Origin of the sequence: Limnohabitans sp. (assembly GCF_040401495.1) — a bacterium.
Classification (GTDB): Bacteria; Pseudomonadota; Gammaproteobacteria; order Burkholderiales; family Burkholderiaceae_C; genus Limnohabitans.
The window spans coordinates 1-11,952 of the sequence record NZ_JBBAOI010000012.1; the positions used below are offsets into that span (position 1 = coordinate 1).

12 protein-coding genes are annotated in these 11,952 nt (G+C 55.0%); 5 read left to right on the forward strand and 7 right to left on the reverse strand.

Annotated elements, in window-relative coordinates; genetic code table 11:
• The 3 genes from serS to AC9UEO_RS08750 form a co-directional block, all read right to left on the reverse strand.
• Positions 1-914: serine--tRNA ligase (serS, locus tag AC9UEO_RS08740; RefSeq protein WP_509532231.1), on the reverse strand; the 914-nt coding region annotated here is incomplete at its 3' end.
• A 26-nt stretch (positions 915-940) separates the two neighbouring features.
• Complete coding sequence (ispH, locus tag AC9UEO_RS08745; protein WP_509532233.1) at positions 941-1,879, reverse strand: 4-hydroxy-3-methylbut-2-enyl diphosphate reductase; 939 nt, start codon at positions 1,877-1,879, stop codon at positions 941-943.
• Positions 1,880-2,329, reverse strand: a complete 450-nt coding sequence (locus AC9UEO_RS08750) for an FKBP-type peptidyl-prolyl cis-trans isomerase (RefSeq protein ID WP_509532234.1) — start codon at positions 2,327-2,329, stop codon at positions 1,880-1,882.
• A 142-nt stretch (positions 2,330-2,471) separates the two neighbouring features.
• Between AC9UEO_RS08750 and radC the strand changes: the two genes are divergently transcribed.
• On the forward strand, positions 2,472-3,149 hold the full coding sequence (gene radC, locus AC9UEO_RS08755; RefSeq protein WP_509532322.1) for a RadC family protein: 678 nt from the start codon (positions 2,472-2,474) through the stop codon (positions 3,147-3,149).
• Positions 3,143-3,775, forward strand: a complete 633-nt coding sequence (locus AC9UEO_RS08760) for a Smr/MutS family protein (protein ID WP_509532236.1) — start codon at positions 3,143-3,145, stop codon at positions 3,773-3,775. The genes radC and AC9UEO_RS08760 overlap by 7 nt, the downstream gene beginning before the upstream one ends.
• Before the next feature lie 35 nt (positions 3,776-3,810).
• Here the strand turns inward: AC9UEO_RS08760 and AC9UEO_RS08765 are convergent, their stop codons facing one another.
• Together AC9UEO_RS08765 and AC9UEO_RS08770 are read right to left on the reverse strand one after the other, a co-directional pair.
• On the reverse strand, positions 3,811-6,324 hold the full coding sequence (locus AC9UEO_RS08765; protein WP_509532238.1) for an ABC transporter permease: 2,514 nt from the start codon (positions 6,322-6,324) through the stop codon (positions 3,811-3,813).
• Positions 6,296-6,706, reverse strand: coding sequence for an RNA-binding S4 domain-containing protein (locus AC9UEO_RS08770; RefSeq protein WP_509532239.1), 411 nt, complete (start codon positions 6,704-6,706; stop codon positions 6,296-6,298). The genes AC9UEO_RS08765 and AC9UEO_RS08770 overlap by 29 nt, the downstream gene beginning before the upstream one ends.
• 192 nt (positions 6,707-6,898) lie before the next feature.
• Between AC9UEO_RS08770 and AC9UEO_RS08775 the strand changes: the two genes are divergently transcribed.
• Genes AC9UEO_RS08775 through AC9UEO_RS08785 form a run of 3 tightly spaced genes read left to right on the forward strand, consistent with a single transcriptional unit; the run spans position 6,899 to position 10,107 of the window.
• Complete coding sequence (locus AC9UEO_RS08775; RefSeq protein WP_509532241.1) at positions 6,899-7,825, forward strand: ParA family protein; 927 nt, start codon at positions 6,899-6,901, stop codon at positions 7,823-7,825.
• A 24-nt stretch (positions 7,826-7,849) separates the two neighbouring features.
• Positions 7,850-8,392: a hypothetical protein gene (locus AC9UEO_RS08780; RefSeq protein WP_509532242.1), complete on the forward strand. Its 543-nt coding sequence runs from the start codon at positions 7,850-7,852 to the stop codon at positions 8,390-8,392.
• 38 nt (positions 8,393-8,430) lie between these two features.
• Positions 8,431-10,107 carry an FMN-binding glutamate synthase family protein gene (locus tag AC9UEO_RS08785; protein ID WP_509532244.1) on the forward strand — a complete coding sequence of 559 codons (1,677 nt, stop codon included), beginning with the start codon at positions 8,431-8,433 and terminating at the stop codon, positions 10,105-10,107.
• A gap of 8 nt (positions 10,108-10,115) precedes the next feature.
• On the opposite strand, the gene AC9UEO_RS08790 is transcribed toward AC9UEO_RS08785, so the two are convergent.
• Both AC9UEO_RS08790 and AC9UEO_RS08795 read right to left on the reverse strand, forming a co-directional pair.
• Positions 10,116-11,324 carry a hypothetical protein gene (locus AC9UEO_RS08790; RefSeq protein WP_509532246.1) on the reverse strand — a complete coding sequence of 403 codons (1,209 nt, stop codon included), beginning with the start codon at positions 11,322-11,324 and terminating at the stop codon, positions 10,116-10,118.
• 11 nt (positions 11,325-11,335) lie between these two features.
• Positions 11,336-11,941 carry a hypothetical protein gene (locus AC9UEO_RS08795; RefSeq protein WP_509532247.1) on the reverse strand — a complete coding sequence of 202 codons (606 nt, stop codon included), beginning with the start codon at positions 11,939-11,941 and terminating at the stop codon, positions 11,336-11,338.
• Positions 11,942-11,952: the final 11 nt, after the last annotated feature.

Here is an 11,952-nt window from a genome sequence, read left to right on the forward strand (position 1 = left end):
TGCACGATTTGCACCATCTCGACTTTGTCAAACTGGTGCTGGCGAATCATGCCGCGTGTGTCGCGGCCGTGGCTGCCCGCTTCAGAGCGAAAACAGGGTGTGTGTGCGGTGAGCTTGAGCGGCAACTCGCTTTCAGCCAGCACCTTGTCACGCACAAAATTCGTCAAAGGAACTTCGCTGGTGGGAATAAGGTACAGCGCTTGACCGTCGGTGTCGCCATCTTGCCCGCCCTTTTTGGCGGCAAACAAATCTTCCTCAAACTTAGGCAGTTGGCCCGTACCGCGCAAGCTGTCAGCGTTGACGATGTAAGGCGTGTAGCACTCGGTGTAGCCATGCTCTTGGGTTTGCACATCCAACATGAATTGCGCCAAAGCGCGGTGCAAGCGAGCGATCTGCCCTTGCATCACAGCAAAGCGCGAACCAGAGAGTTTGACGCCCATCTCGAAATCCAGCCCCAAAGGCTCACCCAAATCGACATGGTCTTTGGGCGTGAAGCCAAGCGGTGTGGGCTCTGTGCCTGTGGGGCTCCAACGGCGTAACTCCACATTGCCATGCTCATCGCTGCCCACAGGCACGCTGTCTTGGGGCAAATTGGGCACAGCCAAAAGCAGTTGATTCAATTCATTTTGCACAACATCCAGCTTGAGGGCAGAGGCGTCAAGCTCTTCTTTCAGCTGCCCGACATCGGCCATGATGTCGTCGGCGGATTCGCCTTTGGCTTTGCGCTGGCCGATCTCTTTGGACAAGCTGTTGCGCTTGGCTTGCAGTGACTCGGTACGGGTTTGCAGTGTTTTGCGTTCGTTTTCCAGCTCTTGAAATTGATCAACGTCTAAAAAAGGCTGGGGGTTCTTGCGGGTTTGCAGGCGAGCCACCACTTGCGGGAGGTCTCTGCGAAGTAAAGCGATGTCTAGCATGGGTGGATTGTAGAGAGCCTAGGGCCTCAGTCGTTGCGCAAGCCCTTGGGCAAAGGAAATTTCACAGTTTCTTGCACGCCGTCGAGGGTGCGTACCGAGGTGGCACCCAATTCGCGCAAGCGGCTGATGACTTGCTGCACCAAGATATCGGGGGCAGAAGCACCTGCAGTCAAACCAATGCGCTGTTTGCCATCTAGCCAAGCAGGGTCAAGTTCACCTGCATGGTCAACCATGTAACTGGGGGTGCCGTACTTGGCGGCCACATCGCGCAAGCGGTTGCTGTTGGAACTGCTGGGACTGCCCACCACAATCACCACATCCACCTGCGGACTCAAGACCTTGATGGCGTCTTGGCGGTTTTGGGTGGCGTAGCAAATGTCTTGCTGCTTGGGTTCACGTACCTGAGGGAAGCGTTTTTTCACAGCAGCCATGATCTCGGCGGCATCGTCCACGCTGAGGGTGGTTTGCGTGACGACCGCCAGCAATTGGGCTTGACCAGGCTCGACCTTCCACACGTCATCTGCGTCTTCCACCAAATGAATGCCGTTGGGGAGTTGCCCCATGGTGCCCTCCACCTCGGGGTGTCCCTTGTGGCCGATCATGATGAATTCATAGCCTTCTTTGTGCAGTTTGGCGACTTCCACATGCACCTTGGTCACCAGTGGGCACGTGGCATCAAAGATGCGAAAACCGCGGCGTACAGCTTCGTACTCGACTTCTTTGGGTACACCATGGGCGCTGAATACCAAGGTGGCGCCCTCGGGTACATCGTTCAAATCTTCAATGAAGATGGCACCGCGAGAGCGCAAATCGTCAACCACATGGGTGTTATGCACAATTTCATGGCGTACATAAATGGGCGAACCAAATTTGGCCAAAGCGTGCTCGACAATATCGATGGCACGGTCCACGCCTGCACAAAAGCCGCGCGGCTCAGCTAACAAAATTTCTTGCAAATCAGCCATTCAAAGAACCCCTATCACTTGCACTTCCAAACTGACGGCTTGTCCCGCCAGCGGATGGTTGAAATCAAACAAAATTGCATCCTCGCCTATTTGTGCAACCGCCCCTGCATACTTGCCCTCATTGTTAGGTGCGGGAAACTCCACCACCTCTCCTAACAAGTAGGACGCATCAGCGTCGCCAAAGGTGGCTAAAAGCTGCTTAGGCACCCATTGCAACATATCGGGGTTACGCTCGCCAAAAGCTTCGCCAGCTGCCATGTCCAGGGTGACATGCTCGCCTTCAGCCAAGCCCAGTAAGCGAGCCTCGATGGCAGGCGCCAACTCGGCATTGCCAAGCGTCAACGTGGCCGCAGGGCCACCAAAAGTGTTGATGATGTCGCCTTGCGGACCACTCAATCGGTAGTGCAAAGTCAGAAATGAGCCGGCGTCAATCGTGGGGGTTGCTTGCATATGGGTCTTTTGTAAACTGAATCTATTGTAGAAAGGCCATGGATCACATTGCTAAGCGGGCTTGGTGCACTTGGAGCGCCAGCCAACCAAGGCGAAGATGACACTTGTTTGAACCACCATGCTCTTGACCCATCCCTTTGCCATGCAGTTGCAAGATTTGCCCAAAGCCATGCGCCCTCGCGAAAAACTTCTCGCGCTGGGCAGCCAAGCGCTGACCGATGTGGAACTGCTATCGGTCTTGCTGGGCAGCGGTCTGCCCGGCCAAAGCGTGTTGCAACTCGCCCAAAGTTTGCTCGACCGCTTCCAAGGTCTGGCGGGTTTGTTACATGCCAGCCCAGAACATTTGCGCAGCAGCAAGGGCTTGGGCGGCTTGGCCAGACGCTCTCAGCTGTTGGCGGTGGTCGAGTTGTCACGCCGTGCATTGCTGCAAAAAATGCGGGTATGCGACATCATGACCGACCCCGACAACGTCAAACAGTTTTTGCAACTCCAGTTGGGTCAACAACCGCGCGAGGTGTTTGGTGTCTTGTTTTTAGATGGGCAAAACCGCTTGTTGCGCTTTGAGGAAATGTTCAGTGGCACCTTGAACCAAACCTCGGTTTACCCGCGCGAGGTGGTCAAGCTCGCGCTTTTGCTTGGTGCTTGTGCGGTGATTTTTTCGCACAACCACCCCAGCGGCGAGGTTCGCCCCTCGCAAGCCGACGAAAAACTCACACACGCCCTGCGAACTGCTTTGGCCTTGGTCGATATTCGGGTTTTAGACCATGTCATTGTGGGCCCTGGTCGCTGCTGGTCCATGGCGGAGCAAAGCCCATGGTGAAAGCACGCAGCTTGCAAGACTTGGCAGCCATCAAGAACACGCTTAAAGCAAAGGCTGAGGAGACCGCAGCGCTGGAAGCCGCAAGACTTCAAGCGCAGCGCCGCGCCAATGCGGAAAAAACTTTGTTCATTCGAGCAATTGGTGCGGTGACTACCCTAGACCATGCGCCTAGGGTGAGTTTGTCTCCCCAACCTGCCAAGCCCTTGGCCCAGCAACAGCGCCTCGATGATGCCAATGTCCTACGTGAAAGCCTGAGCGACGATTTTGATGTGTCCACCCTGCTCGATACCGATGACGAACTCAGCTACCGCAGCCAAGGCATAGGCACCGACGTCACCAAAAAACTGCGCAAAGGGCATTGGAGCTTGCAAGGGGAAATCGATTTGCACGGCTTGAGAAGTGATGAAGCCCGCGAGGCCTTGGGGCAATTCATTCGTGACGCCACCAAACGTGGATGGCGTTGTGTGCGCGTGGTACACGGCAAGGGCTTGGGCTCACCTGGCAAAACACCGGTGCTCAAGTCCAAGGTGCAGCGCTGGTTGGTACAAAAAACCGAGGTGCTGGCGTTTGTGCAAGCCAAAGGGTCTGAAGGAGGCGCTGGGGCCTTGGTGGTGCTGCTGAAATAATTGGGGTCAATAATTGGGGTCTGACCCTAATTAATTTAAAGTGCTTGACGCAAGGTGTCGACCACCGGACGGCGCAGCACCTCGCGCAAACCCCACCATCCTGCGCCCCAAGCCAATAATGCACCGCTCAGCACGCCGAACATGGGTACCCAAGGCGATGCGGTCCAAGCAAACTCAAACACATAACGCGCCAAGGCCCAACCCATGACCACCGCCACCACAGCGGCCAAGGCCCCCGACAAAGCGCCCACACCCAAGAGTTCGGCTGTTTGCACCTGGCGCAGCAACTGGTTGCCAGCACCCAGCGCCCGCAGTACCGCGTATTCACGCGCTCGCTCTTCTCGCGTGGCCGTCACGGCGGCAAACAGCACCACCAAACCTGCTGCCAAGGTGAAGGCAAAAAGAAACTCCACCGCACCAATCACCTGACCCAAGACCTTTTGTATTTGGTTGATGGTGGCGCCCATGTCCACATTGGTGATGTTGGGAAAGCGGTTGACCAAGGCATTGTCAAAGCCGGACTGAGTCGGTGCGCGATAAGCAGCGATATAGGTCATGGGCATATCGGGCATGGCGGAGACAGGATACAGAGCAAAGAAATTGGCCCGCATCGAAGTCCAGTCCACCCGCCGGATGGAGGTGATACGCACATCCAGCACCACACCCGCCATGTCAAAACGCAGTTGGTCACCCAATTTGAGTTGCAAAGTTTTGGCAATGCCCTCTTCCATGCTGATGGCGTTGGCTTCTTCTGGCTTCCAAGTCCCTTGCACGATTTGGTTATGGGCAGGCGCCTGAGCCGAGTGCGAGAGATTGAATTCCCGCTCTATCAAGCGCTGCGCTCGCTCATCGGTGTAACGCTCGGCGCGGATGTTTTCGCCATTGATTTGTATCAGCCGTCCCCGAATCATGGGGTACCAGTCCCGTTTGGCTACACCCGCTTCGTCCAAGGTTTTTAAAAATTCTTGCGACTGTGTAGGCTGAATATTGATGACAAAGCGGTTGGGCGCATCCGCCGGTGTGGCATTGCGCCAGCTGTCGACCAAATCGGTGCGCAACAAAACCAACAGCATCAGTGCCAGCAAACCCACCGACAAGGCACTGACCTGCACCACGGTGTAGCCAGGGCGGGCGCAGATTTGCCGTGTTGCCATTCGCAGCCAAATGGGTAAAGCACTGAGTTGCATCGCGCGGCGCAAACCCATCACCCCCAGCCACGCCATACCAGCAAAGACCAATACAGCGCCAGCAAAGCCACCCACCACCATCGAACCCAACCACAGGTCGCGGCTGGCACTTAGCAATAAAGCTGAGAAACCCAAAAGACCCAAGCCCATCACACCCAAGGATGTCGCTCGCAAAGGACCAAGGTCACGACGTATCACCCGCAAAGCCGGCACCTGTGCCAGTTGCAAAATAGGCGGCAAGCCAAAAGCTGCCAGCAAGGTCAAGCCTGATCCCAAGCCTTGCCAAAAAGGCGCCATGCCAGGCGCAGGCAAATCGGTCTCAACCAAACCGGCCAGCAAAGAGATAAACACTTGGTGCAAACCAAAACCCAGCAGCAAGCCAAGCCCACTGGCCAGCAAGCCCACGGTGAAGAACTCGATGACATACACCGTCAAGATGTGACGCTGGCTTTGCCCCAGCACCCTAAGCATGGCGCAGTCATCCAAATGCCGCGCCGCAAAACCTCTGGCCGCTAAAGCCACAGCAACGGCGCTGAGCAATGCAGCCAAAAGCGCCACCAAATGCAAGAACTTTTCAGCACGGTCCAAGGTTTGGCGCATCTCTGGTCGGCCTGCTTCCAACGTCTCCACCCGCAGGCCACGCACTTCGGGTTGCTTGACGTAGTCATTGGCCCAAGCCACAAAGTCGCTGACCTGGTCAGGCGAACCAATCACCGCCAGTCGCCAGTTGAGGCGGCTGGCCGGTTGCACCAACTGGGTAGAGGGTAAATCGGCCTGGTTCATCATCACCCTTGGGGCGAAATTCATGAAACCGGCACCACGATCAGGTTCGCTGAGCAGCACCTCGGCCACCCGAAGTCTGCGCTCACCTAGCAATAAATCATTGCCCAGTTTGAGTTCCAAGGCTTCCATCAAAGCGGGCTCTACCCAGACCTCACCGACGGCGGGTATGCGATCGGTAACAGGCACAGGCCGATCAATCTGCAAACGACCACGCAAAGGGTAGCCATCGGCGACGGCTTTCAAAGCCACCAAACGGCTTGCCCCTTGGCTGCTGCGTGCCATGGTGGAAAAGCTCAAGGTGCTAGAAGCCGTGAAGCCAAAGCGCTTAACTTGGTCCATCAGTTCGCTTGGCAGTGCATGGTCGCTGGCAATCACTGCATCGCCACCCAGCAACTGGCGGGCATCGCGTTGCAAGCCACCTTCAATCCGATTGGCCAAAAAGCCCACTGAAGTTAAAGCCGCCACACCCAAAGCCACCGCCACCCACAACAAGCGCAACTCGCCCGCTTTGGCATCGCGGCACAAGGTACGCCAAGCCATCATCCACAGATTAATCAATTGATGCACTCCATCGGTCATCCCAGCCATGCTGGGCTTGTTGCAATTCGCGCCTATCGCGCTTGGTCGGACGCCCATGTTCTATGGACAGTGCGGGTTCTTTGGCAAAACGTCGATGCTGGACAAAAGCGTCTTTGGCTAGGATGCTCTCGGGAGTGTCGGCGTACAAAGTTTGTGCGACAGGCGCAGAACCACGTACATCGCTCAAACCCATGACAGTGACTGTGCGCACCAAGCCCTCACGCCGTATGGCAACGGTATCGCCGGTTTTCACCTCTCTGGAGGGTTTGGCGGTCTGTTGATTGACCTCGATGCGGCCTTTGTTGATTTCGTCAGTGGCCAAAGAGCGGGTTTTATAAAAGCGTGCCGCCCACAGCCATTTATCGATGCGAATTTTGTCCATTGGTAGCAATTGTGTAGCAAAGCCGAGTCCAGCATACGAGTAGCGGTAAAACAACAACTCCAAAAACACTAAATTTGACTAAAACGTAAAAAAAGCTAATATTCATACCCCCTTACGGAAATTTCCTCATTTGGTTTCTGCATATTGCAGGCGCCCGTGGATTCGACACCTCCGTAAATTCTGGAGCTGATGATGGCATTCAAGATTTTGGTCACAAGTCAAAAAGGCGGCGTAGGTAAAAGCACGCTGTCTGCGAATTTAGTGGCTTATCTGAGTCGAAGTATGAATTTGGCTGTGACCCTGATCGACTGGGATCCCCACGGCTCTTCGAGCAATTGGCTCAAACAGGCACCCGACGTGGGTGCGGTTATCAAACACTTGGCTTTGCCAGTGGACCAAGGCGGCAACCGTCCTATTTTTGAAGCACGCTTGCAAATGCGCCGTGCTGCCAGCGAATGCGATATTTTGGTATGCGACCTAACTTGGTCCGACTCATTGGCTGGTGAATTGATGTTCGAGTTCGACATGGTGCTGGTGCCCACCTCAGTTTCCGAAATTGAGCTTGCAGCAACATCAGGCTTTTTGAACCGCAACCGCTGGGTATTTGACTCCGCCTCCGAGCGACGCCCCATGTTGGTGGTTTGCCCCACCAGGGTACTGAATGAGCAACTCAGCTCTGACGTCTTCACCCGTCAACGCTTTCCTGTGAGTTTCATGCTGGCGCCGCCAATTTTGGAGTCTCAGTCCGCTCGGGATTTGTTTGAGCGCGGCTACCTGATGGATGCCCAAGACATTGGTGGCGAGTCGTTCCGTGAATTTGGCGAAGCCATTTGTGCCGCTCGGGATATCCGCATGGCACAGGCCAACTTGCCCCGCAAGCCTGCTCCTGTAAAGTTGACCGAACAAGACACCAGCCGTGTCCGTGTGCCTTTGGTTGCGGCCAAAGCCAGCGTACTGGAGAACATTCCCAACTCTACGCAGTACTCGGTGCTGGGGCGCTACCGCCAGCGCAAAGTGGCGGAGCAGGATGAAACCATTGTCAACAGCCGATCGCTTTCACAAATCGGCATCCCAGAATTCCTCAAACGTTTGGCTCGTGGCAGTGCAGCCAAGCTTTGATGACAAAGCACACACGGTCTGACCATGTCTGAAGAAAAATTCCTCGCTTTCAAAGGCCTCAAGCAATACGACCCTGGCATGGGTTGGGCGCAGGTGCACAACTTCAACATTAGCCAAAGCAGCAGTTCTAAGCAATCCCAAACGGACGAAGCCTCTGAACCAGCTTATGAAGATGAACACTATGCGGCTCAAACCTACAGCGAGATCAACCACCAAGCTGCACAAACCATCGCCAAGGCTTCTAGCGAAGTGCTGCACGACCCATTGCTTGGAGAACTGTTCGAGCAGTTAAACCGCCCCGCACAGGACGAGTTGGCACAAAACTGGAAAGTCATTGCCGGTAGCGTGAGCCTGCTCAGCCAGCGCATGAGCCAGCAACGCGAGTTGCGCAAGCGCTTGTCCACCATCGATGTGGAGTTAGACGCACTGCGCCAATCCATTTTGAAAGACTTGCAAGAAATTCAACGCTCAGCTGACCAACAACTGTCCATGGCACGTTTGCGCGCTGAGGTATCCTCATTGGCGCAAGCTAGGTTGGCTTCACGTTTGCGTCATTCGCCACCCTGACGCCGAAAAACGGGTGGGGCACCAAGAGACTCTCCCCTATGCCCGATCTATCTCAAATTCTCAAGCGTATTGATGCCATTCGGGTACCCTACCCGGTGCGCTACACCACCTTCTTCATCTGCTTAGGCGGCTTGTGTCTGAGTCTGCTGGTGCTACTTGCCGGCGGTCAGTTGTCTTGGTGGTTGATGCTGTTTGTGCTGCTCACCGCGGTGGGGGTGCACGATTTATTGCAAACCCACCATGCCATCTTGCGCAACTACCCCATTCTTGGACATATGCGGTTTTTGCTGGAATTCATTCGCCCTGAAATTCGCCAGTACTTCATAGAAAGTGAAAACGAGGCAGAGCCTTTTTCCCGCGCCCAACGCTCGCTTGTGTACGCCCGCGCCAAAGGGCAGTCAGACAAACGCCCTTTTGGCACTCAACTCAACGTGATGAGCGAAGGCTACGAATGGTTGACCCACTCCATGGCACCCACTCAAATTCAAAGCCACGATTTTCGTGTTCGTGTGGGCGACAAAAACTGTACCCAAGCCTATGAGTTGAGTCTGTTCAATGTCTCGGCCATGAGCTTTGGCGCCCTGAGTGCCAACGCCATCATGGCTTTGAACCAAGGCGCACAAATGGGCAGGTTCGCACACGACACTGGCGAAGGGTCCATTTCACGCCACCACCGCGTCTACGGCGGCGATTTGATTTGGGAAATTGGCTCCGGTTATTTTGGGTGCAGAGATGCGCAAGGCCGCTTTGACCCCGATGGTTTCGCCCGCCAAGCGGTTGACCCGCAAGTGAAGATGATCGAAATCAAGCTCAGCCAAGGCGCCAAACCTGGCCATGGCGGGGTGTTACCAGCGGCCAAAATGACAGAAGAAATTGCCCATGCGAGAGGCGTTCCCATAGACCAAGACTGCGTCTCCCCCGCAGCGCACAGCGCTTTTTCCAACCCGATTGGACTGCTTGAATTTGTGCAGCAACTGCGCAACTTAAGCGGCGGCAAACCCACCGGCTTTAAGTTTTGCGTAGGTCACCCTTGGGAGTGGTTTGCCATCGTAAAAGCCATGCTGGAGACCGGCATCACGCCCGATTTCATCGTGATCGATGGCGCAGAAGGCGGCACGGGGGCGGCACCTTTGGAGTTTTCTGATCACATGGGTATGCCCATGTTGGAAGGTCTGCGTTTGGTGCACAACACTTTGGTGGGTGTGAACTTGCGCTCGCAAATTCGCCTAGGTGCAAGCGGCAAAATCATCAGCAGTTTTGATATTGTTCGCGCCCTTGCCTTGGGTGCCGACTGGTGCAACAGCGCCAGAGGTTTTATGTTCGCCTTGGGTTGCATACAAGCACAAACCTGCCATACGGGCAATTGCCCCACCGGTGTAACCACCCAAGACCCGCAGCGCCAAATCGCCTTGGTGGTACCCAGCAAAGCACAGCGGGTGAAAAATTTCCATCACCATACCTTGGTGGCATTGCAAGAACTGCTGCAAGCAGCTGGTTTTCAGTCGCCTGACAAGCTTCAGGCCAAGCACATCATGCGCCGTGTGAGCGCACACCAAACCTGCTCATTGGAAGATTTATACCCCACCTTGGCAGAGGGCAGTTTGTTGAAAAAACCCACCAAAGGCTTGCCAACGGTATTTGTCCAGTTTTGGCCACAGGCCAACGCCAAGCACTTTCAACTTGACGAGCAGTTACCGCTGGAACTGCTAGCTTAGTTGACGGCTTAGTTGTCGGTATTGGGGCGTGGATAAATCACGCGGTCTTCTTTGGGTTGGGCGCGGGGGGGAATAGCGGGCGGCTGCGCAGCCCGTTCAGCTGCAGCTCTGGCCTCAATCGCCTTGGCACGAGCTTCTGCGGCTTTGGCGTCTGCCTTGGCCTTGGCTTCTGCCGCTTTGGCATCCTCGGCAGTCTTGGCATCAGCCGCAGCCTTGGCTTGGGCTTTGGCCTCCGCTGCCTTGGCTTCTGCGGCCTTGGCTTCTGCAGCTTTGGCTTTTGCTTTGAGTTCTGCCGCCTTGGTATCCGTCGATTTAGCTTCTGTCGCAACAGGGATGGTCAAAGGCGGGTTACGCGAAGCAGCAATAGCGGCTTTTTCTGCTGCTTTTTCTGCTGCTTTTTCTTGTTCACGTGCAGCTTTGGCGGCAACTTGGTTTGCGGTTATCGCGATTTCCAAGTCTTTTTTAAGCTTTTGAATTTCAACAATCACTGCTTGGTTATTGGCAGGAGGTGGCGCAGCCGATGATTTGGAAGACAAGGCCTGCATTTTGGTTTCCACGGCTTGAATGCTTTTTTGCAGATTTTGCAATTTAGCGTCCAAGCTTTTTTCACTTTGTCCATTGATTTGACCGGCGATTTGATCGGGCATCTTGCCAAACATTTTGGTCAAGTCTTCCATCTTGGCTTCGATCTTGCCGTCGAGCTTGGCCTGGCGTTCTTCAATACCATCGATTTTTTCAGTGGCATCCCCCAAGCCATGGGTGGCGTCACCAAAAGCGGCCAGCGTAGCGTCGAGTTCTACGACTCGCTTGCCAACCGCCAGCGACAGCGCATCCAACTGGCGAATATTTTGTTGTAGTCGGGTTGAAATGGCAAAGAAGGTGCCCACAGCAATCATCAAGAAGCTGAGCAAACCCACCAACATGACCCGCGAATGCAGCACATTGCGTCGGCTCATGTCGTCTACTTTGAGCATCACATTGCGCATTTCTTCGCTGATATTGGCCGCTACCTCGGCTGAACGGGTGGACACCTCAGCTGAGCAGAGCACCACACCGGTGAGGTCTTCAAGTTGCTTGGAGACTTCGCTGCCGTCGAGTGCCTGCGCTTGCAAAGCCTCAATACCTTCGGCAAGGGCCTCCCCCTCGGTGGCGACAGACGGCTCGGCCAAAACCGCGCCAGCCTCGGCGGTTTTTGCGTTTTCCTGTTCTTGCGCCATGGGTAGTGTCCTTATCGGTATTTACGGGTCGTCAAATGATCTAGCCGGACATTCACATCATCGATTTGCTCATGCAAATGCTCAATCCTCGGCTTGATCTGCTCTTGCCATGTATCGGAGTCAGTCAGTCCAACTTGAGCCAAATGGGCTAAATGGGGTTGCAAAACCAGTCCTTCTGTGGGAGATGGGGTTTGCGCTTGTTCGGACTTAGCGGGCTGTTCAGTTTCAGAAGATACAAGCCCAGCCTGCGCCAATTCATGGTTTTGTGCTGGTCCTAATTGGGCGTGCTGCAACTCGCCTGAGCCCGCACCGGCCAAGCTTGCAGGGTCGCTTTGACCGTAGCTGCCTTGATACTGAGGGGCTTTTTCATTTGCAGATGACAGCTCTGGTCTTACCGGATCGACGAACTCAACGTCAAGCGGCACAGGTTCAGGCATGGGTTCAGTTTCAGGTTCAGGCTCGTCGGGAAACTCGTCGGTGCTAGAGGCTGAGGGCATCAGCAGCTCGGGTGGCGCACTGCTGCGCTCGAACACTCGTTCGCTGTTTAAAGCGTTGGCAACAGCCTGCGCATCGACATCGGCCAAAGGCTTATCGTCAAAAGTATCTTCACTGCTCATAAAAAAATCTC

Excerpts from the sequence above, each read along its gene's own strand:
- ispH (WP_509532233.1), bottom strand. The coding sequence starts at position 1,879 with ATGGCTGATTTGCAAGAAATTTTGTTAGCTGAGCCGCGCGGCTTTTGT.
- AC9UEO_RS08750 (WP_509532234.1), bottom strand. The coding sequence starts at position 2,329 with ATGCAAGCAACCCCCACGATTGACGCCGGCTCATTTCTGACTTTGCAC.
- radC (WP_509532322.1), top strand. The coding sequence starts at position 2,472 with ATGCAGTTGCAAGATTTGCCCAAAGCCATGCGCCCTCGCGAAAAACTT.
- AC9UEO_RS08760 (WP_509532236.1), top strand. The coding sequence starts at position 3,143 with ATGGTGAAAGCACGCAGCTTGCAAGACTTGGCAGCCATCAAGAACACG.
- AC9UEO_RS08765 (WP_509532238.1), bottom strand. The coding sequence starts at position 6,324 with ATGACCGATGGAGTGCATCAATTGATTAATCTGTGGATGATGGCTTGG.
- AC9UEO_RS08770 (WP_509532239.1), bottom strand. The coding sequence starts at position 6,706 with ATGGACAAAATTCGCATCGATAAATGGCTGTGGGCGGCACGCTTTTAT.
- AC9UEO_RS08775 (WP_509532241.1), top strand. The coding sequence starts at position 6,899 with ATGGCATTCAAGATTTTGGTCACAAGTCAAAAAGGCGGCGTAGGTAAA.
- AC9UEO_RS08780 (WP_509532242.1), top strand. The coding sequence starts at position 7,850 with ATGTCTGAAGAAAAATTCCTCGCTTTCAAAGGCCTCAAGCAATACGAC.
- AC9UEO_RS08785 (WP_509532244.1), top strand. The coding sequence starts at position 8,431 with ATGCCCGATCTATCTCAAATTCTCAAGCGTATTGATGCCATTCGGGTA.
- AC9UEO_RS08790 (WP_509532246.1), bottom strand. The coding sequence starts at position 11,324 with ATGGCGCAAGAACAGGAAAACGCAAAAACCGCCGAGGCTGGCGCGGTT.
- AC9UEO_RS08795 (WP_509532247.1), bottom strand. The coding sequence starts at position 11,941 with ATGAGCAGTGAAGATACTTTTGACGATAAGCCTTTGGCCGATGTCGAT.